Annotated in this window: 25 protein-coding genes; 13 read left to right on the forward strand and 12 right to left on the reverse strand. The window is 39.4% G+C overall.

Features of this window, described 5'->3' with window-relative positions; all coding sequences use genetic code 11:
• From AC1M9D_RS05130 to rplS, 6 genes are all read left to right on the forward strand, one after another.
• The coding region (locus AC1M9D_RS05130; protein ID WP_481611635.1) for a hypothetical protein at positions 1-437 on the forward strand (437 nt) is incomplete at its 5' end.
• Positions 421-885, forward strand: a complete 465-nt coding sequence (locus AC1M9D_RS05135) for a type IV pilin protein (protein WP_481611636.1) — start codon at positions 421-423, stop codon at positions 883-885. The genes AC1M9D_RS05130 and AC1M9D_RS05135, both read left to right, overlap by 17 nt.
• A gap of 144 nt (positions 886-1,029) precedes the next feature.
• The gene (rpsP, locus tag AC1M9D_RS05140) at positions 1,030-1,287 is read left to right on the forward strand and encodes a 30S ribosomal protein S16 (protein WP_035264308.1); all 258 of its coding nucleotides are present in this window, start codon (positions 1,030-1,032) and stop codon (positions 1,285-1,287) included.
• An 18-nt stretch (positions 1,288-1,305) separates the two neighbouring features.
• Complete coding sequence (gene rimM / locus AC1M9D_RS05145; RefSeq protein ID WP_035264305.1) at positions 1,306-1,854, forward strand: ribosome maturation factor RimM; 549 nt, start codon at positions 1,306-1,308, stop codon at positions 1,852-1,854.
• A 26-nt stretch (positions 1,855-1,880) separates the two neighbouring features.
• On the forward strand, positions 1,881-2,621 hold the full coding sequence (trmD, locus tag AC1M9D_RS05150; protein WP_481611637.1) for a tRNA (guanosine(37)-N1)-methyltransferase TrmD: 741 nt from the start codon (positions 1,881-1,883) through the stop codon (positions 2,619-2,621).
• A gap of 179 nt (positions 2,622-2,800) precedes the next feature.
• Positions 2,801-3,172, forward strand: a complete 372-nt coding sequence (gene rplS / locus AC1M9D_RS05155) for a 50S ribosomal protein L19 (protein ID WP_004787066.1) — start codon at positions 2,801-2,803, stop codon at positions 3,170-3,172.
• Between the two features lie 61 nt (positions 3,173-3,233).
• Here the strand turns inward: rplS and AC1M9D_RS05160 are convergent, their stop codons facing one another.
• From AC1M9D_RS05160 to AC1M9D_RS05190, 7 genes are all read right to left on the reverse strand, one after another.
• Positions 3,234-4,214, reverse strand: coding sequence for a lipase family alpha/beta hydrolase (locus AC1M9D_RS05160; protein WP_481611638.1), 981 nt, complete (start codon positions 4,212-4,214; stop codon positions 3,234-3,236).
• 142 nt (positions 4,215-4,356) lie between these two features.
• Positions 4,357-5,334 carry a lipase family alpha/beta hydrolase gene (locus AC1M9D_RS05165; protein WP_481590092.1) on the reverse strand — a complete coding sequence of 326 codons (978 nt, stop codon included), beginning with the start codon at positions 5,332-5,334 and terminating at the stop codon, positions 4,357-4,359.
• Positions 5,335-5,562: 228 nt separating this feature from the next.
• Positions 5,563-6,537: an esterase/lipase family protein gene (locus AC1M9D_RS05170; RefSeq protein WP_481611639.1), complete on the reverse strand. Its 975-nt coding sequence runs from the start codon at positions 6,535-6,537 to the stop codon at positions 5,563-5,565.
• Between the two features lie 158 nt (positions 6,538-6,695).
• A complete protein-coding gene (locus AC1M9D_RS05175) occupies positions 6,696-7,685 on the reverse strand; it encodes a lipase family alpha/beta hydrolase (RefSeq protein ID WP_481611640.1) in 990 nt (329 codons plus the stop codon).
• A gap of 221 nt (positions 7,686-7,906) precedes the next feature.
• A complete protein-coding gene (locus tag AC1M9D_RS05180; protein WP_481611641.1) occupies positions 7,907-8,890 on the reverse strand; it encodes an esterase/lipase family protein in 984 nt (327 codons plus the stop codon).
• Positions 8,891-9,172: 282 nt separating this feature from the next.
• Positions 9,173-10,159, reverse strand: a complete 987-nt coding sequence (locus AC1M9D_RS05185) for an esterase/lipase family protein (RefSeq protein WP_481611642.1) — start codon at positions 10,157-10,159, stop codon at positions 9,173-9,175.
• A 37-nt stretch (positions 10,160-10,196) separates the two neighbouring features.
• Positions 10,197-11,237 carry a lipase secretion chaperone gene (locus AC1M9D_RS05190; RefSeq protein ID WP_481590088.1) on the reverse strand — a complete coding sequence of 347 codons (1,041 nt, stop codon included), beginning with the start codon at positions 11,235-11,237 and terminating at the stop codon, positions 10,197-10,199.
• A gap of 146 nt (positions 11,238-11,383) precedes the next feature.
• On the opposite strand from AC1M9D_RS05190, the gene truB reads away from it, so the two are divergent.
• The 3 genes from truB (at position 11,384) to AC1M9D_RS05205 (ending at position 13,676) form a co-directional block, all read left to right on the forward strand.
• Positions 11,384-12,289 carry a tRNA pseudouridine(55) synthase TruB gene (gene truB / locus AC1M9D_RS05195; protein ID WP_035264283.1) on the forward strand — a complete coding sequence of 302 codons (906 nt, stop codon included), beginning with the start codon at positions 11,384-11,386 and terminating at the stop codon, positions 12,287-12,289.
• Positions 12,290-12,301: 12 nt separating this feature from the next.
• The gene (locus tag AC1M9D_RS05200) at positions 12,302-13,069 is read left to right on the forward strand and encodes a sulfite exporter TauE/SafE family protein (RefSeq protein WP_481611643.1); all 768 of its coding nucleotides are present in this window, start codon (positions 12,302-12,304) and stop codon (positions 13,067-13,069) included.
• A gap of 148 nt (positions 13,070-13,217) precedes the next feature.
• On the forward strand, positions 13,218-13,676 hold the full coding sequence (locus AC1M9D_RS05205) for a hemerythrin domain-containing protein (protein ID WP_035264279.1): 459 nt from the start codon (positions 13,218-13,220) through the stop codon (positions 13,674-13,676).
• Between the two features lie 36 nt (positions 13,677-13,712).
• Here AC1M9D_RS05205 and AC1M9D_RS05210 read toward each other — a convergent pair whose 3' ends face one another.
• The 3 genes from AC1M9D_RS05210 to serA all read right to left on the reverse strand — a co-directional run bounded on the left by AC1M9D_RS05210 (position 13,713) and on the right by serA (position 16,942).
• The gene (locus AC1M9D_RS05210) at positions 13,713-14,591 is read right to left on the reverse strand and encodes an EamA family transporter (protein ID WP_481611644.1); all 879 of its coding nucleotides are present in this window, start codon (positions 14,589-14,591) and stop codon (positions 13,713-13,715) included.
• A 113-nt stretch (positions 14,592-14,704) separates the two neighbouring features.
• Entirely contained in the window at positions 14,705-15,574 is an 870-nt protein-coding gene (locus tag AC1M9D_RS05215; RefSeq protein ID WP_481611645.1) for an EamA family transporter, read from the reverse strand.
• 135 nt (positions 15,575-15,709) lie between these two features.
• Complete coding sequence (gene serA / locus AC1M9D_RS05220; protein ID WP_035264273.1) at positions 15,710-16,942, reverse strand: phosphoglycerate dehydrogenase; 1,233 nt, start codon at positions 16,940-16,942, stop codon at positions 15,710-15,712.
• A gap of 352 nt (positions 16,943-17,294) precedes the next feature.
• Here serA and AC1M9D_RS05225 point away from each other — a divergent pair, with 352 nt between their 5' ends.
• From AC1M9D_RS05225 to AC1M9D_RS05235, 3 genes are all read left to right on the forward strand, one after another.
• Complete coding sequence (locus AC1M9D_RS05225) at positions 17,295-18,704, forward strand: FAD-binding oxidoreductase (RefSeq protein ID WP_481611646.1); 1,410 nt, start codon at positions 17,295-17,297, stop codon at positions 18,702-18,704.
• Positions 18,705-18,780: 76 nt separating this feature from the next.
• On the forward strand, positions 18,781-19,209 hold the full coding sequence (locus AC1M9D_RS05230) for a hypothetical protein (protein ID WP_481596176.1): 429 nt from the start codon (positions 18,781-18,783) through the stop codon (positions 19,207-19,209).
• 236 nt (positions 19,210-19,445) lie between these two features.
• Positions 19,446-19,805, forward strand: coding sequence for a hypothetical protein (locus AC1M9D_RS05235; RefSeq protein WP_228133217.1), 360 nt, complete (start codon positions 19,446-19,448; stop codon positions 19,803-19,805).
• Positions 19,806-19,866: 61 nt separating this feature from the next.
• Here AC1M9D_RS05235 and AC1M9D_RS05240 read toward each other — a convergent pair whose 3' ends face one another.
• Positions 19,867-20,193, reverse strand: a complete 327-nt coding sequence (locus AC1M9D_RS05240; RefSeq protein WP_481611647.1) for a DUF1275 family protein — start codon at positions 20,191-20,193, stop codon at positions 19,867-19,869.
• Positions 20,133-20,594 carry a DUF1275 family protein gene (locus AC1M9D_RS05245; RefSeq protein WP_481611648.1) on the reverse strand — a complete coding sequence of 154 codons (462 nt, stop codon included), beginning with the start codon at positions 20,592-20,594 and terminating at the stop codon, positions 20,133-20,135. Before AC1M9D_RS05245 ends, AC1M9D_RS05240 begins: the two co-directional genes overlap by 61 nt.
• A 305-nt stretch (positions 20,595-20,899) precedes the next feature.
• On the opposite strand from AC1M9D_RS05245, the gene AC1M9D_RS05250 reads away from it, so the two are divergent.
• Positions 20,900-21,781 (forward strand): pirin family protein, encoded by an 882-nt coding sequence (locus tag AC1M9D_RS05250; RefSeq protein WP_481611649.1) that lies wholly within the window; start codon positions 20,900-20,902, stop codon positions 21,779-21,781.
• The last annotated feature ends 82 nt before the right edge of the window (positions 21,782-21,863 follow it).

Raw genomic sequence — 21,863 nt, forward strand, 5'->3', positions numbered from 1 at the left:
ACAGAATTAGGTCGCCCTCATACCCAAGTTGTCTCTTAAATTTGAGTAGCTTAAGGGAACTCAGCCTTTCAAACCTTTATGCAACAAAGCCACTTGAACGCTATAAAAGTCGCAGTTTTTCCTATCGAGGTTTTGATGCGAAGTATATCTACGATCAAGATACTTCAATGACGAGTATTTCCCTGCCTGATGCGAAGAAACCAAAATATGTGATTAGTATTGCCGATATCAGTGAAAAAACACCTAAAACCTTATTAAGTTCAGATCAGGGCTTGGGACGGGCATGGGGGATTCGAGCTGTACCAACGCAGACAGGCTATGATGCGTTTTTGGCGACGAGTCAGGGTATTCGTTGTAAAACAGAATATTTGGTGGAAAATGACTTAAAAGAAGTCAATGCATATACAGGATGTGGTGCAAATGCAAAACAATGGTAATTCAGGATTTACTTTAGTAGAGGTTATGATTGCAGTGGTCATCATTGGAATTTTAGCCATGATTGCCTATCCGTCCTACCAAGAATATGTTCGTAAAACTAAACGTGTCGAAGTAAAAACCACATTGGCAGATATTGCAGCTCGACTTCAGCACTATCAGGTTGCGAATTACAGTTATATTAAACCGGATGGCAAAGCAGTCACGTTGGCTGAATTGGGATTTCAGACCAATGCGCAAAATCGAGTTGAAGTTCCGCATTATGATCCTGTCTATACGGTTGGTATATCAGATGTAACCAACAACAGTTGGGTGTTGAGTGCAGTGCCTATGAGTGGAAAATTGATGCACACAGATGGTCACTTTGTCATAAATGAAGCCAATGAAAAATGTTGGGTGAAAGCAGCTTCTTGTACACCTTCTTCAAGTACAAACTGGGATGGAAAATAAATTTAAATTCAAAAATGTGGATAAATAATTTTTGAGCTTTCAATCGGATCAAAGTTCACGTAAAATACTGCCCTCTATGAAAGGGGTTTGAAATGTATCGATGGTCGGTGCAGGGATAATCCGTAAAAACTATAAGGTTCTATCATGGTTGTTATTCGTCTTGCACGCGGTGGTGCTAAAAAACGTCCGTTCTATCAAATCATCGTGACTGATAGCCGTAATGCACGTGACGGTCGTTTCATCGAACGTATCGGTTTCTTCAACCCTACAGCTCAAGGTAAAGCAGAAAAACTTCGTTTAGATGCTGATCGTTTCGCTCACTGGGTTGCTCAAGGTGCTCAACCTTCTGAACGTGTTGCTTCATTAGCTGCTCAAGCTAAAAAAGCTGCAGCTGCTGTTTAATACGGTAGAAGCTAGCCCATGACACCAACACAGAATGTTCCCGAAGATCGTATTCAGATTGGACAGCTACGTTCAGCTTATGGATTAAATGGGTGGCTCTGGGTCTATTCCAATACAGAACCTATGAGCAACATATTTGACTATCTGCCTTGGTACATCGAGACCAAAGCAGGTTGGCAAATTGTAGATGTGAAACGTTGGAAGCCACATGGTAAAGGCTTAGTTGTTTCGCTGAAAGGTGTGAGTGATCGTACTGCAGCAGACAATTTAGTTGGCGCAAATATCTGGATTTCTAAATCGCAACTGCCTCAACCAGGCGTGGACGAGTATTATTGGTCTGATCTAAAGGGTCTAACAGTGTTAGGTCTGGATGATGAAGAGCAAGAAGTCAATCTTGGTCAAATCCACGAATTGTTTGAAACAGGTGCTAACGATGTGATGGTAGTTCGCGCAACTGCTGACAGTGTCGATGGCGAAGAGCGAATGATTCCATGGCATAAAGATGTGGTGCAACGCGTTGATCTCGAAACTGGTCGTATCTATGTCAATTGGGGCGTAGATTACTAATATTTTCGGAAATACGGGAGTCTGCGATGTTTTTTGCAGTCATTACGCTTTTTCCTGAAATGTTTGAAGCGATTACAAGTTTTGGTATTAGCGGTCGCGCAGCGAAACGCGATTTAATGCAAATTCATTGTATTAATCCTCGTGATTTTGCAACAGGGAACTACAAACGAGTGGATGAGCGTCCATTTGGTGGTGGTCCTGGTATGGTGATGATGGCTGAGCCATTGGCAAAAGCAATTCATCGTGCCAAAGAGCTTGCAACGCGAGCAGGTGCTGTTCATGTACCTGTGGTGTATATGTCGCCACAAGGTAAAACCTTAAACGAACCTTCAGTACAAGATTTCGTGCAATATGACGGATTAATTGTATTGTGTGGTCGTTATGAAGGTGTTGATGAGCGTTTGATCCAAAAATATGTTGATCAGGAATGGTCCATAGGGGATTACGTTTTATCTGGGGGAGAACTGCCTGCGATGGTTTTATTGGACAGTATTATTCGGAGACTTCCGGGTGCAATGTCTGATGAACAATCACACGTTCAAGACTCATTTGTGGATGGTTTACTCGACTGTCCGCAATATACAAAGCCTGATCATTTTGAAGGTTTGGATGTGCCTGAGGTACTAAAATCAGGTCATCATGCAAATATTGAAAAATGGCGTTTTTTGCAGCGCTATCAACGAACGCTTGAACGTCGACCTGAATTGGTTGAAAAAGTTGAGTTGACTAAGCAGCAAAAGAAATGGCTCAAAGATTCGCAAAAATAAATCTTTTAGATTTATTTAAGCAAATATGACCTCAAGTATATTGCTTGAAGTATTAAATAGGCTCTTTATGCATTGAAGCGGTCAAGCATGAAGGGAAAGTCAATCGGGTCTATGCGCCTTAGCCTCTAGCCCCAGTGGATATCAGACCTCTTCTGACCCACACATATTGGAGATACCCCATGAGCGGTAAGCATCCTTTAGTACAAGCTGTAGAAAATGCTCAGCTTAAACAAGACATCCCAGCTTTTGCACCAGGTGACACAGTAGTTGTCCAAGTAAAAGTAAAAGAAGGCGACCGTGAACGTCTACAAGCGTTCGAAGGCGTTGTAATCGCTAAGAAAAACCGTGGTTTGAACTCTGCGTTCACAGTACGTAAAATTTCTAGCGGTGTTGGTGTTGAGCGTGTTTTCCAAACTCATTCACCAATCGTAGCTAAAATCGAAGTTAAACGTCGTGGTGACGTTCGTCGTGCTAAACTTTATTACCTACGTGAACTTTCTGGTAAAGCTGCACGTATTCGTGAAAAGTTACCAGCTCGTAAACAAGGTTAATTTTAGCCTTGCTTCGAAGCAAAAAAATGCGCCTTTTGGCGCATTTTTTTATGATCAAAACTTACAAACCTTGAATCTTCAAACGATTGGCATGTTGTCTAAAGATTGATACTGGATCAGGAGCAAAGAAGCCTTTAAGCCCAAGTATTTGATTGACTTCATCAAAATGATTTAAGTTGTAATTATCACGAATTACTTTGCCGTATTTAGCACTACAAATAGGCACGAGACCATCGTGATTGCGTTCATTAGGCATAATCGCTGTCCCTAAGACAACAATTGCGGTATCTAAAATATCGAGAACAATGGTCACCTTTGAAGAACCAATCCAAGAATAATGATATACGTCGTTAGCCGTTTGTGATGAACCGTTAGAATTACAGTCTTTTGGGATCGCAGCAGAAGGGAACTTTTGATTAAATTCTAAAGAACCTTTTACAGAAAGATCATACATGGATTGTTCGTAATTAACGCTAAGACTTGGATTACCTTCCATAATTGAAATTGCAGGTGCCAAAATATCACCAATAACTAATTTTGCTACACTATTAAGCACTTTACTATTTACGAAAGTATCTCCTAGGGGAGAGCCCTTAATACTGCCTGCAACAGCAGTTAGAGAAGCAACTTTCTTAGGAGCAATGGCTTCAACGTAACGTACAGTAGGTCCTCCATGACTATGGCCGATCAAATTGACCTTGTCTTTACCCGTAATAGCTAAAGCTGTTTCTACTTGTTGTAACAGCTGCTCACCACGAACCACAGTTGATTCGACAGGAGACATTTGAGCGACAAAAACACGTGCACCATTTCGTGCGAGGTCAGGGGTAATTTGATAGAACTGATCTAAACCGAAATGTTCTGTACCAATGCGGCTAAAACCTAATGCAAAGCCATGGGCCATAACAATAGGGTATTTAGTTTGCGCATAATTGGTATTTACGTATTTAGCTTCGACATCGATCAGGCCGGAAGTATATGTAAGTTGAGATAATCCTACCAGACTTAGCAGAAGTGCTGGGATCATTTTTTTTGTTTTCATTTTGTCTTCCTTAAAAAGACAATATTTATTGTCAAAAAATATTGTAAAGAAAAACTAAACAAAAATAAGATAAATCCGACTAAATGTTAATCATTATTAAACTGAAAGAAAGGGTGAAAAGCTCACCCTTTGTGTTTAGGTTTTATAGCCCTTGGAGTTTAAGTCGATTTGCATGCTGACGATAAACATCTACAGCGCTTGGTGCAAAAATGCTTTTTAAACCGAGTAGATGGTTAATTTCATCTAAATGATTCCATTTATAATTATCACGAATGACCTTGCCAAATCGAGCGGAGCAACGCCCTACAATTCCATCTCCATCTTTTTCAGCCAAAAGAGAAGAAGCTAACATGCCATAATCAGATGGATCTAAAGCGGTATTAAATGGAGAGTTACCCATAAATGAATAATAATGAGTATTGTTGACACGATAAGCCCCTTCACCACATTGGGTTGTAGGTACACCATTTGGAAAATTCTGACTAAATTTGAGTGATTCTTTCGTTCCTAAACTTTGTAGGGCTGCTTTAGCATCATAAGGAAAGACTTTTGGATCAAGACCAGATGCGAATGTAATCACTGGCGATACCAGATTGTCAAAAATCGCGCGAGCAGGTGCTTCTAAAATATTACCTACCAGAACACCTTCTAGTATATCAGCCATTCTTGCTCCTTGATTTCCAGAAGCAATTGTCGTAACAGATGCGACATGATCAGGTATAACACCTGCAATATATCGAACAGTCTGACCACCATGACTATGTCCGATTAAATTCACTTTTTGCTTGCCGGTAATGGCAAGTATCTCTTCAACTTGACTCAGTGCTTGTTCGCCTCGCACTTCACTTGAGTTCATCGTTGAAACACGTGTTTGCCAGATGTTTGCACCATTTCGAGCAAGATCAGGAGTGATCTGATAAAAGTAGTCAACACCGACCATACTACCAAAGCCAAATAAGCCATGGGCAAGCACAATAGGGTATTGGGTTTGTGCATAATTTGATTTAGGTGTTTTGACGGTATGGTTAACGGCTAAATCTTTAATTTGCGTTGAGGCTTGTGCAACAGGAAGAAAACATGAACCTATGCATAGGCTCATGACTATTTTTTTTAGTTTCATTTTCGATAATCATTCAGTGATTCGTTTATTTTTATGATTCAGGCGATATCCATCGCCATAATTTAAGATACTAAAATTGTGACTTAAGTCTATAAAAAAGAGATAAAATGCAAATTTATTGATATAAATTGGATGGGTGACTCATTTATAGGATAGATATGTCATGCTAATGAGGGCTATTTAAACAGTCTGGACCCATCTAGAGATGAGTGCAGACAAAAAAATATATTAGAGACCTTGTTGTTTAAGGCGATTTGCATGTTGACGATACATCGAGACTGGATCTGGCGCAAAGACACTTTTTAAACCAAGCACTTGATTGACTTCATCTAGATGATTCCAATTGAGATCATCACGGATGGTTTTACCGAATTTCGCACTACAACGTGAAACTAGTCCATCATTCTCTTGACCACCATCAATTAATAGACTGGTAATTTTTAAAGCTGAGTCTAGATCAAGTGGGTTTGTGACCGTTCCGATACCCGCAAAGGAATAGTTATATATTCCTTGTTCACGATATAAACCTTCAGAGCATGAGTTTTGAGGAACGCCTATAGGATATTTTTGATTAAATATTGCTGATCCTGCTAAGCTCAAACTATTGGCTCCCGCAAGTGAGTCATGAGGGAAGGATGCTGGATCAAGTCCCTGTGCCCAAATAATAGCTTTAGACAGTAGATTGACTACAGCCACAATTGGTGTTTCAAGGATTGGTGCTGTATCACGAATTTTTAATATAAAATCAGACACTGGTGAGCCTTGATGTGGCGCCCCAATCGCTGTCATTGATGCGACTAATTCAGGTCTTACACCTGCGACATATCGAATTGTGGGCCCGCCGTGAGAGTGACCGATTAGATTAACCTTAGGCGATCCAGTGAGTGCAATGACTTCTTCAACTTGATGTAAAAGTTGCTCACCCCGAATTTCTGATGAGTTAAATGGCGATACACGGGAAGCCCATACATTTGCACCGTTACGGGCGAGATCAGGTAAAATTTGATACCAATAATCTACACCGAGTGGATCAGTGCCAATACGGATAAAACCAGACATTCCGTGACTAAATACGATTGGATACTGGGTTTTTGCATAGGCAGTTTGAAATTTTGAAGTCACTTGTTCAGGTGCTGTAGCAGCGTAACTCGTGCCAATTAAACAGGCGAAAGAGAGGCATGTCCCCAAAATAAATTTTCTCATCTCTATTCCTTAGATGGATTGAAATACTCGACAATTTCCGTTGTCACAATAAGAGTATAGCGAAGCAAATGGAAAGAAAAGTGGATTTAAATTTTAGGGAACGATTTTTAAGACAAGCCTCCATAATTTCGTGATGAGCGTATGGAGGCTTGAGAAGATTATAGTCCTTGAAGTTTCAAACGATTTGCGTGTTGTCGATAAACTGATACTGGATCTGCTGCAAAAATGCTAGTCATCTCCATCATTTGATTGACCTCATCTAAATGATTCCAACGGTAATCATCGCGAATCGTTTGTCCGAAGCGAGCACTGCAAACTGGGACTAAACCATCATTTGCACCATCCTTAGATACAATGAAAGATGCCGCTTGCATTGCATAATCCGATGGATCAAGGGCATTGGTAAACGGTGTATTACCAGTAAATGAATACATACGCATGCCATTGACTTGATATGCACCCTCACCACATTTTGTGGTTGGTACACCCGCAGGGAAACGTTCTGTAAAGGCTAATGAGCCTGATGTAGATAAACTTTTAGCCGAGGCAAGCGAATCATGTGGCAGGCTTTTCGCATTTAATCCTTGTGCCCAAACAATTGCTCCCGAGACAAAATTCATCGCTGTCGCAAGCACAGTATCAAGTCCTGTTCCTTCTGAACGCAAGATAAAGTCCGCCATAGGTGATCCTTTATTCACACCAGCGACAGTGGTCATGGATGCCACATGTTCAGGAATTGTTCCACCAATATAACGTATTGATGGTCCACCTTGACTATGCCCAATTAAGTTCACTTTTTGTGCACCAGTAATGGCTAAAATATCTTCAACTTGTTGAAGCAATTGCTCTCCACGAATTTCATTGGAGTTGAATGGAGATACTCGTGTAGGCCAGACATTGGCACCATTACGCGCTAGATCTGGCAAGATTTGGTGCCAATAATCTAAACCAAAGCTCTCTGTACCAAGACGGACAAATCCTGTTAGTCCGTGTGCAAATACGATTGGGTATTTAGTTTTTGCGTAGGTATTGTATTTGCCGAGTGTCGAGGTTACAGGTTTCACTTCTAATGCAGAAGCATTAGATAATTGAGTCGTTAAGCAAGCTGCAGACGTAAGTAGGCACGCCATAATTTTGTTGTATTTCATCATCATCCTCAACTTTTTATTATCAAACCCTAATCCTAGAGTTAAATTGATTATAGTGATGTAAATCACGTTTTAAATATCGAATAGATGAATGGTAAATTTTTAAGGTTAAAAAAGAGAGGTAAATTTGATCAATGAACTATTTTGATGATGATTTGAATCTGCTTTCAAATCCAGCCTAATGAATTTGAAAGCAATTACTCAATTAAAGAGCTAGAGATTTAAAGTCCTTGTAATTTAAGGCGGTTGGCGTGCTGTCTATAAACTGCAACTGGGTCAGGGGCAAAAAATCCTTTAATTCCGAACAGCAAGTTCACCTCATCTAAATGATTCCACGGAAAGTCATCACGAATAGTTTTACCAAAATGAGCACTACAAACAGGAACGATGCCATCATTTTTTCCTGCTTTATGAACCGACAAACGGTCAAATAGAACCATGACAGGGTCACCTAGATCCAAGGCATTCGTAAAAGGCTTGTTTCCTGTCATTGAATATAAATGAATTCCTTTTTCTTGATAAGCACCTTCGCCACAGTGGGTTAATGGTAAACCGAGAGGGAATTTTTGATTAAACAAGGCAGTTCCTTCAACAGATGTACTCACACCAGCGGCCATCGCATCATGTGGGAACGTATCAGCAGGAAGACCTTGCGCCCACATAATGACTTTACCAAAAGTGCTGATGAGAACATTCAGTAGCTCAGATGTTCCTGTTTTATCTGCGATTTTTAATACATCTGACGCGATGATTGTACCTTTGTTGGCACCGGCTACAGTCATCACCGATGCAACATGTTCAGGCATTACACCTGCGGCATAACGAACAGAGTTTGCACCATGACTATGACCAATCAGATTGAGTTTGTCAGCACCAGTAATCGCCATAACTTCTTCAAGTTGTTGAACATATTGTTCACCTCGGACTTCAGAAGAATTGAAAGGAGACATTCTAGCCGCCCATGTGTTTGCACCGTTTCTCGCTAGATCAGGTAAAATTTGATACCAGTAATCCATGCCTAGACTTTCAGTGCCCAAACGTATAAATCCAACCATTCCATGAGTGAATACAATAGGATATTTCGTTTTGGCATAGTCAGATTTGACACTTGAGACTTTGATGTGTTGAGCTTGAGTAGCATAAGTTGTCGTAGATGTTAGACATAGCGCTGTTACCAGCGAGCCTAGAATGTGTTTTATTTTCATTATTATTCCTAGTTTTTAGTGAGTCTATGATGTTCTTCCAGATGAACATACAGAAGACCTTAAAAGATGTTATTGAATGCAACAAGATACAAAAAATGCCAATTTAGCTTGCCGAATTAACATATAAAAAGCAAAAAAGAATCAAAAGTTGAAATAATTAAAGGATTTAATCATTAGCAAATGTGTTCAAAAAGCATTATTTAAATTTTGTCGAGAGTCGCTGATGGTCGGAAAAGCTATTCTGATGAATAGCTTTCCATTTAACTGCGCTATTTTGTGCGTCTAGAGTCCTGTCAGTTTCAAACGATTGGCATGCTGGCGATAAAGTGAAATAGGATCTGGGGCAAATAAACCTTTGAGACCGAACATCATATTAGCTAAATCGGTATGATTTAGTTTGTAATCATCACGAATCACACGTCCAATATGCGTGCTACAGCGCCCAACCATGCCATCATTATCTTTATTGCCATACGATAAAGGCCCGAGCTGCATTAAAATGGTATCGATATCTAAGAGGTTGGTGGTTTGTGCAACACCAGTCCAAGAATAATAAAAGATTCCGTTGTCTATTGGGCTGCCTAAACGAGTACAACTTGACGCGAGAGCTTTTGTTGGAAAACGTTCATTAAATGCAGCAGAGCCTGTTTCAGTTAATGATTTCATCGAAGCATCAAAGCTGATCGGCATATCAGGACGACCTTGTGCATAAGCAATTAATGGGGGAATGATGTAATCCCCTAAAATATTAAATATTGTTCGAGTTGCTTCATTATTTTGAATTTTATCTGCGACCATAGAACCTCTGAAAGTCCCTCCTACACCAGTAACAGAAGCAACATAGTCGGGTTTTACTGCTGCAACATAACGCACAGTCGGTCCGCCGTGCGAATGACCAATCAGATTGACCTTTTTCTGCCCAGTAATCGCAATTACTTCTTCAACCTGAGAAATTAATTGTTCTCCTCGAAATTCAGTCGTATGAGCAGGTGAGAGTTGTGCTGCAAAAACGCGTGCACCATGGCGCGATAGATCAGGTAAGATTTGATACCAATAGTCAATATTGAATGTTTCATTGCCTATGCGAGACCAGCCTAACCAACCGTGTGTCATCACAATAGGATATTTGGTTTTTGCATAACTACCGATCTTTGTCTCATTTACTTCGAGTAATCCCGGACCTGCGTGGGCAGTGAATGAGCTTGATAAGCATACCGTTGTGACGAATGCTAACGTCATAGGTATCAATTTAAGTTTTAAGTTTTTCATCGTTCTTCCCTGTGAATGAATGTGTTCCTTGAAAAGATTAATCGGCAAAAGGAAGTTGACCGCCTTGATCATGAACTTGCTCGAATGTTTCTACCCGAAGTTGCTCTTGTGAATTATTAAAATGTTGAGAACGGAGGCGTTGTACAGCTTCCTGCTTTGCACTAGGGCTCATATTACTTTTTACAATGCTGTCACGTTCAGATAAATATTGATTGACCTTGCTTTTCCAATTTGAGCGCTGTCCATCAAGATTTTCTAGACGTTGTGTTGCTTCAGGACCCACTAAGCTGAGACGCATTTGACGAATTTCTTCTGCGCTACCACCACGTGCTTTAATTTCTGCAGTTAATTGACGAAGATCTTCGAGTTGAGAAAGTTGTTTTAAATTTTCTTTCCAATCTTCAGGTAGATCATTGAACAGTTCTTTTAATTTATCGGCTTTTTGTTTTTCAGATAAATTTTTATCTTCCATGACACTCATGCGAGCCAAGGTATAATCATGATATTCATCTTCGATACCAAATAAACCTTCAATTTCATAGTCTGAAAAAAATTGTTTACGCAATGATTTCATCTGATTAAAAATAGCTTTGTAATACTGCGCACTTTCTTTGTCATGGTTTGGTGGTGTTAGGTCACCCATTTTTTCACGATATTGAACATAACGTGACCATAAATCTGTCAGTTGACCTAGTAATGGTTCTTGATAGGTGCTTTGAGCAAATTTAATAAAATCAGCCTTGATTTGCGGAATCTCTTTTTCGCCGTATTGGGTAATAAAAAACTCAAAACAGTTCTTAGTATTTTCATTCACAATCAAACGGTTGGCATTATCGGTTTGGATTTGACAATTGATTTGAATATCTTGCTGACTTTTACTTGCAAAGCTAGAACCATTCACGGTTGTACTTTGTTGTAGCGCCATATTTTCTGATTGAATTTCGGCATCTTGTGCTGCTCGTTGTGAGTTTTCAGCAGATTCAGCTGAGTCAGGTTTCAACCATTGAAAGAGAAGGAATAAAACGATCAGACACGCCACAATCAGCAGTGTAATTTTCAATTTAGCTTTTGAATTCATTTCACATCCTATGAAATCATTTAGTTATTATTAATGGTGTAGAATAATTTGCCACAAATGTCACATTTTATGCATAAAAATTTAATCAATATTCGATAAATGGATTTGATAAAATAGCAGTATTTTACTGATCTGAATATTATCTAATGTCTGCTAAATCTCCAAAAATCACTCGACGTCATATAAGTGGTGTATTTCTACTCAACAAACCTTTGGGGATTAGCTCAAATGCAGCATTACAAAAAGTGCGTTGGCTCTATCGTGCTGAAAAAGGTGGTCATACTGGCGCTTTAGATCCATTAGCATCAGGCTTACTCCCGATTTGCTTAGGTGAAGCGACCAAGTTTTCACACTTTTTACTGGAATCAACTAAACGTTATCAAACGACGATTCAATTGGGAAATAGTACAACTACAGGTGATGTCGAGGGTGAAGTTTTGCTCGAGGCACAACCGATTGAACTTAACGAAGATAAAATTCAAAGCGTGATTCAGCAATTCGTTGGAGACATTCAACAAGTTCCTCCAATGTATTCTGCTTTAAAGAAAGAAGGTCGTCCTTTGTACGAGCTGGCACGTAAAGGAATTGAAATCGAACGTGAGGCTCGTCCAATTCATATTTTTGCCATTGAACTGATGTCTTTCACTCAAGATTCAATTACTTTGGATGTGACATGCTCAAAAGGAACGTATATCCGAGTATTGGGTGAGGATATTGCTCAAGCTTTAGGAAGTTATGGGCACTTAACATATTTACATCGTATTCAAACTGGGCATTTTGGTATTGTGCCAGAGTACACTATTGAATATTTAGAAAGTCTAACTGAACAACAACGTGAAGCATTATTGTTGCCTGCTTATGCGCCTGTCGATCATTTTCCAAAGGTTCAAGTACCAGAAGGTCGTGCAGAATATTTCTGTCGTGGGATGGAAAGTAATATTGATCATCCTGCCGAATCTCAAGTCCTCGTATTTGATGAAAAAAAGTGTTTAGGTTTAGCTGAAATTACTGATAAAAAACGTCTAGTTCCTAAACGTGTATTAAATTTATAAGCGAACTCAATTATGGAATTAGACATCATCCTCAGCCTGATTTTTTTTGCATTTTGCGCAGGCGCGATTGATGCAGCAGTCGGTGGTGGTGGTCTCATTCAGATTCCAGCATTGATGAGTGCTTTTCCTCATATGGTGCCAGCAACATTATTTGGCACCAATAAGCTAGCTGCGGTTGTTGGAACAGCAACATCCGCGTGGACTTTCGCTAAAAAAGTTAAGTTTGAATGGAAGTTATTACTGGTGGTGGCGATATGTGCTGCCATCAGTTCTTTTGCGGGAGCTGCCAGTGTTTCCATGATTCCGAAATCAATCTTGCAGCCCTTTGTCTTGGTGATGCTGATTGTGATGGCAATTTACACATTGTCAAAGAAGGAGTTTGGACAGGTTCATATTGCACAAACGGTAAACACTAAGATTCTGATCTTGGCTGGAATAGGAAGTTTGGCGATTGGGTTTTATGACGGATTATTCGGTCCGGGAACGGGAAGTTTTTTTATTTTTTATTTTATTCGATATTTACAAGTCGATTTTTTGCATGCAGCAGCTTTGGCCAAGATTGGTAATGTGATGACCAATTTAGCCGCTCTTACATTCTTTATTCCTGCAGGCCACATTTTATTTGCAGTGGGTGCTATGATGGCTGTTGCTAATATGATTGGTTCGATTGTGGGGGTGAAATTGGCGCTTAAATACGGTAGCGGTTTTATTCGTATTCTGTTTTTAATTCTAGTATCTATTTTAATTGTTCGATTAAGTTATCAGATGTTCTTAATGTAAACCATTCTCAACATTAAACTTTTTTATACAAATCGCTTCTTAAACCTATCTCGAAGTTATCGCCTAAGCTCTTATAGTAAGTTGAGTGTTTTGAAGATCATTCAAGTTTTTCTTTTTTCAAATCATATTTATAAGACAGGATAACAAGATGAATATTTTTGAAGCTTTACGTGAAAGTCATGATGTTCAACGTGAACTTGCTGAGAAGCTGGTTCAAACTTCAGGGGATACGCCAGAACGCCGAACATTATTTGAGCAGCTGAAAAATGAATTGTTTGCTCATGCAGTGGCAGAAGACCGATACTTCTATATTCCACTGATGATGACCGATTCAGGTTTGAATATTACGCGTCATGCATTAGCTGAACATCATGAAATGGACGAATTACTTGAGCAACTCACCGAAACTGAATTCAGTAATCCAGGATGGTTAGCCATCGCGAAAAAATTGTCAGAAACCGTGCATCATCATCTTGAAGAAGAAGAGCATGGTTTTTTTCAGCAAGCAGGAAAAATTCTAGAGGATAAACAAAAAGAGAGTTTGGCTAAAAAATATCAAACTGAATATAAGAAATATAAGAAATTAGATAAAGACAGCTTGGTTTAATCCCATGATAAAAAAGATGGCATGTGCCATCTTTTTTTATGTTTCTATGCCATGTGATTTCATTCTAGCAGCGCGATAAGTAACACCAATTGATGCAATCATAATACAACCCAAAGCAACGGCTTGTAATAAGGTAATGTGTTCATTCAACAGTAACCAACCTGTCAATGCACCTAATGCTGGTGACAAACTTGATAGCGTTCCATAAGACATTTTACTTAAATTCTTTAATGCCAATAAATCCAATGCATAGGGAATGGCTGTAGCCAAAAGCGCAATGACGATGGCTTGTGGCCAATATTCAAATTGAACTAATGCGTATGGATTATGAACCATACTGATCGGTAATAATGTCAACGCTGAGAGGACGATTGCAATGCTGAGAGCATGCATGCCGATATTCTGCCGAACGACTTTCTGTCCAAAATAAATATAGAATGCCCAACAAACGCCCGCACCAATGGCCATAGCAGCCCCAAGATATGAAAAGTTAGTCGCATTGGCATCTTGCCAAGGCACCATCAGTGCTACACCGAAAATTGCCAGGATGACCCAAATGTAATCACTTCGATGTTGGATTGACAGTAAAGCCAACGTGAGTGGGCCTAAGAACTCAAGTCCTACTGCAATCCCTTGTGGTAGTTTTCCTAATGATGCATAAAACAAGACATTCATTAAAGCGACTGAACCACTATAAAAGAGAAGATTTTTCCATTTTAAGTAAGGAAGGCGACGAAGAATTTTCCATGAACGGAACATCAATACAACCATAATTGATGCAAAGCATAGACGTAAAGTGACCACAGTAAATGGATCTAAAACTTCAAAAAGCTGCTTTGCGAAGGATGCACTAATTTGATAGGCGATCATGGACAAGACCATGAACAGCACGGCAGTGAGTTGAGCATTTGGCATTGGGAAAACGAAGCCGAATTAAAAAGAGTGAGACTGCTCAAATTTTAACATTATTCTGATGACCACAGTGCTTCAATCCATCATTGAAAATGTAGTTTAAATTAAGTATGAGATCATTTTTGTTTGGCGTGTTGAGTGGTATAGGTGCAGCCAATTGAGGCACAAATGATGGTAAACAATGCTAGCCATTGATTCCATAACAATTGCTCACCCAAAAATACAAACCCAGATAATGCGGCAACAGCTGGTTCAATACTCATCAGGGTACCGAAACTTAATGCTGTTAGATTTCGTAGTGCAATCATTTCTAAAGTAAAGGGTAAAGCACTGGCGAGTAACGCTAAAGTGATGAATAACATTAGATGATTAATTTCAAATACGCTTGCTGGCAAGCCGATACCGAGGGCGATCGGCATGAGAATGATACTTCCAACAAACATGCCTAAACATACGGTGTGATTACCTGAAACTCCCGAAGGCCGCTGACCAGCAATAATATAAAGTGCCCAACATGCGCCTGCTGCCAACGCAAAAAATACACCAAGTAAATCCAAAGGTTGTTTGGCTTGGTCAAAGGGAAATAAAAGGATCAGTCCAATAATGGCCAAACTAACCCAAATAAAATCAAACTTTTGACGCGCATAATATAAGGCCACACTGAGTGGACCAATAAATTCAAATGAAACTGCTAAACCGAGTGGAAGACGATCAATGGCAAGATAGAACAACATATTCATACCAGCTAATGCGACACCATAACTGACAATGGCTTTCCATTTAATTTGTTTAAATTGAATTTTCCAAACTTGAAAAATAAGCGCCAAAATCACAGCACTAAATGTCAGACGTAGAGCTGACACAGTAATGATCGGGAATTGTTCAAACAAAACTTTTGCTAATGAACCACTACTTTGTAGACTGATCATGGCAATCAATAACAAACCGAGTGCTTGTAACTGCGGGTTTATTTTTAACAAAGACATGGTTTTAAATGTATGGTGGTTAGATTAGAAAGGGATATCTTTCATCTAAGTTGGCGGAGCTAACGTCAACTCAGATGAGACACCATAAAAAAACCACAGCTCGAAAAAGCTGTGGTTTTCCAAACGTATTAGAGATTAGAACAATACGCGAGCGCGGATTGTACCTTCTACGTTATGAAGTGTATCAAGTGCTTCAGCAGAAGCTGTAGCATCAACATCCATGACTAAATAACCCACATCACCTTTGGTCATAAGAGACTGACCAGAGATGTTAATGCCGTGTTCAGCAAACAGGTTGTTGATTTTAGACAACACGCCTGGAATATTTTTGTGAATGTGAAGTAAACGGTGTTTACCTTCAGTCAACGGAAGCGCAATTTCAGGGAAGTTAACTGCTGACAATGTCATACCTTTGTCAGAGTAAGCAACGAATTTCTCTGCAACTTCTAGACCGATGTTTGCTTGAGCTTCCATCGTAGAACCACCCACGTGCGGTGTTAAAATCACGTTCGGGATATTACGTAGTGGAGAAATAAACTCTTCACCATTCGCTTTAGGCTCTTTCGGGAATACGTCAACAGCAGCACCAGCCAAATGACCTGATTTCAGAGCATCAGCTAAATCTTCAATTACTACACATGTACCACGTGCAGCATTGATGAAGATTGAACCTTGTTTCATCTGAGCAAATTGCTCTTTGGTCATGAAATTACGTGTAGAAGGAACATCTGGCACGTGTAGTGATACAACATCAGCATTTGCAAGAAGTTCGCCCATTGAGCCAACTTGGCGAGCATTACCTAAAGGTAATTTTGTTACTGTATCAAAGTAAATCACTTTCATACCCATGCTTTCAGCAAGTACAGAAAGTTGTGAACCAATTGAACCGTAACCCACAATACCTAAAGTTTTACCGCGTGTTTCAAATGAACCTACTGCAGATTTGTTCCAACCACCTGCATGTGTATCTGTAGATTTTTCAGGTACACGACGAAGGAGAAGAATAGCTTCAGCTAATACAAGTTCAGCAACAGAACGAGTATTTGAGTATGGTGCGTTGAACACTGGAATACCACGGCTCATCGCAGCATTCAAGTTCACTTGGTTTGTACCAATACAGAAACAACCGACCGCGATCAATTTATTCGCAGCTTCAAAAACTTCTTCAGTTAATTGTGTGCGCGAACGAATACCGATGAAGTGAGCATCTTTAATCGCTTCTTTCAGCGCTTCACCTTCAAGCGCAGTTTTACGATAGTCAATGTTGGTGTATCCAGCAGCATTCAAAGTGTCGATTGCGTTTTGGTGAACGCCTTCTAACAATAGGAAACGAATTTTATCTTTAGGCAAAGAGAGATGTTGGCTCATTACGGCTCCGCTACAAAGGCCAAATTTAGTGGCAGTATGATAGCATACGTGAGCGTGCTATATACATTTCCTTTATGACTTGAGCTATGGATATTTTTGCAAGATATAGTCCTTATCAGACAAACTGCGGTTGAATTAACTGCATCATATCTAAGTAACATTCGCAAAATGTCTGATTTTATCGGGGTTTCATGGGAAAATGCTTTATAATGCACAATCGTGAAATTGACTCATCCAGTCGTGGTGATATTTTCTTCACATTCGCTTAACAAATACGCTTTTAAAATCTTAATTAAAGGTTTGTTTTTTAAGCAATCTACAACTTGTATCTTTCTTGCTAGGTCTGCAAACGATGAATGCTCCAGTTGCTTTAACCCCAGAGTTATTGACTCAATTAACGTCAATTGTTGGTGAAAACCGTATCAAAGCTGATGCGGACAGCCTACAAAATTGGGGACGCGATCACACTAAACATTTTGATCCAAACCCATCAGTCATCGTTTTTCCTTCGACGACTGAACAAGTTCAGGCAATTGTGAAACTAGCAAACCAATTTAATGTTGCTGTGACACCATCAGGTGGTCGTACTGGTCTTTCTGCAGGTGCTGTCGCTGCCAACGGTGAAATCGTGGTCAGCATGGATAAGATGAACCAAATTTTGGAATTCTTCCCAGCAGACCGTATGGTACGTGTACAAGCAGGTGTGGTCACTGAGCAACTTCAGAACTATGCTGAAGAACAAGGTATGTATTATCCAGTTGATTTCGCTTCAGCTGGTTCATCACAAATCGGCGGTAACATCGGTACTAATGCAGGCGGTATTAAAGTCATTAAATACGGTATGACACGTAACTGGGTACTCGGTCTTACTGTGGTCACTGGTAAAGGTGATGTGCTGCGTTTAAACAAAGGCATGATCAAGAATGCGACAGGTTATGCATTGCAACACTTATTTATTGGTGGTGAAGGTACGTTAGGCTTAGTGACCGAAGCGGAAATTAAACTTGAGCGTCAACCACAAGATTTGCAAGTGATGGTGCTTGGTGTACCTGACTTTGATGCCGTGATGCCAGTTCTTCACGCGTTCCAAGCGAAAATTGATTTAACTGCGTTCGAGTTCTTCGGTGAACTTGCGATGCAAAAAGTATTGGCAAATGGTCACGTGCAACGTCCATTTGAAACCGAATGCCCATTTTATGTATTGCTTGAGTTTGAAGCGCCATTTGAGCCAATTATGGACAAGGCAATGGAAATCTTTGAGCATTGTATGGAACAAGGTTGGGTACTTGATGGCGTGCTTAGTCAAAGCTTAGACCAAGTAGAAAGCTTATGGCGTCTGCGTGAAGATATTTCTGAGTCAATCGCACCATTTATCCCATACAAAAATGATATTTCAGTGCTCATCACACACGTACCTGCATTCATTAAAGAAATTGATGCAATTGTTGCTGACAATTATCCTGACTTTGAAATTTGCTGGTTTGGTCATATTGGCGATGGTAACTTGCACTTAAATATCTTAAAGCCTGAAAATTTAACCAAAGATGAATTCTTTGCTAAATGTCAGGTGGTGAACAAGTATGTATTTGATACTGTGAAAAAGTATGATGGTTCAATTTCTGCGGAACATGGTGTGGGTATGACGAAGAAGCCATATCTTGAGTACACACGTTCAGCTGAAGAAATTGAATATATGAAAGCACTCAAACAAGTATTTGATCCAAATGGGATTATGAATCCAGGGAAGTTGTTTGATTTGTGAAACAAAATCTATCTATAAATAAGTTCTAAAAAACAGCATGCTTGTCATGCTGTTTTTTATTTCACGAGAAATTTTAATGTTAAAAAGAATAATTTTTCTAAGTGCAATTGCACTTTCACTTAATGCATGTATAGGTCAAAAACAGTCGAATGAGATCAATACTAAAAATCATAATTCTGAAGCTGGTCAAGTAGAAACGTCGAAACAAAATGCCAATTCTGTTCAAAACTCTCCTTTAGATCAAGTGTATCGGAAAATTCAAAGCTTTGAAGATATGAGAACAGTAGATTTACAACAGGAATTCGATACACCTGAATCTGGAAAATCTCATGCAAAAGTAACTGTCACCTATGGTGGACTAGCGGATGACTCTGTTTCTGCACAACGTGAAACTTACCAATTTGAATACATTAATAGTGAGTGGAAAGAAATATCAAAAGATGAAACTTGGAAATGTGGTCGTGGACCAGATACTACAAACTTTCATAATAAATTATGCCCTTAAAAATTTACTTTCGAAATTTTCCATAAAATTGTTACGAGCGTCATTTGAACTGTTTAAATTCAAAAATGTAGCATCAATATGCTGCATTTTTTATTCGTATTTCTCGTTCTATTAATCATTTTTAATGAGCTTTAGAAAAAATAACATACATATCTGTTCTTTTTTGTCACAACAGTTCAGAACATCATATGTAAAAGATCAATGACGAACTGAGTAAAACAATGATGATGAAAATAATGACCACAGTTGGTCTAGTTAGTATGATGCTCACGGGGTGTGCTACTACGAAAAATGTTATTTCTAAAGTACATGGGAATGACACTCCTTTAGAGCAAGTCTTGAAGCTACATCCTGAATTACGCAATGAGCTTGCGACTGTTGAATTACGTCAGTATTTTAATCGTGCCGAAGCACCGACCGTAGCCGAAGTCAAAGTGACACAAACAGGCTTGATGGATGACTCAATTGCTGCCGAGCGCTTTATCTATAGTTTTAAATTGAACGATGGTAAATGGCAGCAAGTTAATAAGAAAACGGAATACAAATGTGTGCGAGGAAAAAATACAAAATCTTTCCAAACTGCGCTTTGTCCATGACATCAGACCAGAAATTCGGTTTAAAAAGGCATAGTGAGTTATGCCTTTTTTATTGCATGCATTATTGAGTCGAATAAGGATGAGTAGACGAGAAGCGCCACTCACGATAGCAAATATAGCCCATCGCTAAAATGGGAAAAATCATACATAAGAAGCCAAACAACATATAAGTAATCGCACCTAATATTGCACCTGAACTGAAGGATAAAATAGTCGGTAAGATTTTTAGAATATTTTGTTTGGCAACTTGTTTGCGTTCTTCTGATACATGAGGTGCCCCATAAGCAATAGTACAATCAATGGTGAGTTGAGCAAGATTGCCCGTCATTAAGGTTGAGGTAGCCATTGTAGATAGTAATGTTCGGATAATGGCATTTCGAATTCCCATTGCAGCAATGCCCAATGTTGCGGTAAGTATTGCGCTAAATTCAGCCAAAGTATAAAAGGGGCTGAAATTAAGTCCCGCCAGCAGAAGAGCGTTAACAGTATTGTCTCTGCAATAAAGAACCCCAGTAAGATGTTCGGATACTTGTCTTTCCAACGTTGTTCACACCACGCAGTAATACCAATCGTAACTACGAAAATGCCAATAAAAAGAGCCCACAGTCCTAATCCTCCCAAGATCGTTTCTTTGCCTGCAGTCACGATATAGCCAGTAACATGATTGGTATAAATGCCAAATAATGAAATAAATCCAACGGTATTTAGCCAACCACCGACGAGCGATAGAATCGAAGCTTCATGATGATGTCGCCAGCGATTTTTAATTGGTATGTAGCATTTTGACATAGTTCTAAAAGCTCAAGGTGTACTGAGAGATTACATCGACAAAACAAGTGTTTTATCGAGTCTGCAGATCCTTTGCTTTGTGGAATTAATCCATATGAACATTAAGTAATTAAAAGTTTCATATTGATCAGTGGTGAATGTTCAGATTAGATGATTTCTAACATTTTATATGTTTCAAATTGCATCAAATTTTGATGACAAAAATATTTCAATTGATAAAACACAACTGAAAGCATCATAAAATTAACGTAGAGGGAAATCTAAAACCGCATTAAACTAAAGTCATTCAATAAATAAGATTAAAAATGAAAACACTCGCTTTTATCCATCGTAACGACAGTCATTTTTCAGTTGGAGACTTTAATCCGGTTGTGTCTGTTTTTTCACACTATGAACTCGGAAATACAGTATCCCCATTTTTACTTCTCGATCATATTGGTCCCGGTATGTTGAAACCCTCTCAACTGCGTAAAGGTGTTGAAGAGCATCCGCACCGTGGTTTTGAGACAGTCACGTTCGTGTATGAAGGTGAGTTAGAGCATTGGGATTCGCAGGGTGGTGGAGGAGTTATTCAGAAAGGTGATGTACAGTGGATGACTGCTGCATCAGGCATTATTCATAAAGAAAAATTTAGTGAGACATTTTCACGAGAAGGTGGACGATTTGAAATGATTCAGCTGTGGGTGAATTTGCCAGCAACTGCAAAAAAATCGAATCCGCGTTATCAAAGCTTACTCAAATCTAATATCCCGGTTGTAGATTTAGCTCATAATGCGGGTACTGCGCGTGTCATTGCTGGAGCCTTTATGCAAGTGAAAGGACCAGCATTAGTCCATAGTCCTTTGCTGGTTTTGGATTTGGATTTAAAAGCAGGTCACACACTCACATTACCAGCAGGACATTTGGATACCACACTGATGTATATGCGCCGTGGTAAAGTTGAATTTGGCATAGATGATGAATTGCTGACTGATCAGGGAATGGCGGTGTTTTCAAGTCATGGTGAAAACGTTGAATTCACCACATTGTCTGATAGCAAAATTTTATATCTCATGGGGCAGCCGCTGAACGAACCTTTAGTCGGGCGTGGTTTTTATGTCATGAATACGCAAGATGAGATTGTTGAAGCGATTGAGGAAATGAAGCATGGTACTTTTTTGAAAAGTCATGCAATTGATGCCAAATGATGTCAATGTTTAGGTGAGAAATTGATTTGCGATAAAGATTAAATTTTCGTTTAATTTTCAGACTTTGTTTCGCAATTCAGGG

It is taken from the genome of Acinetobacter sp. ANC_7682, assembly GCF_056779795.1.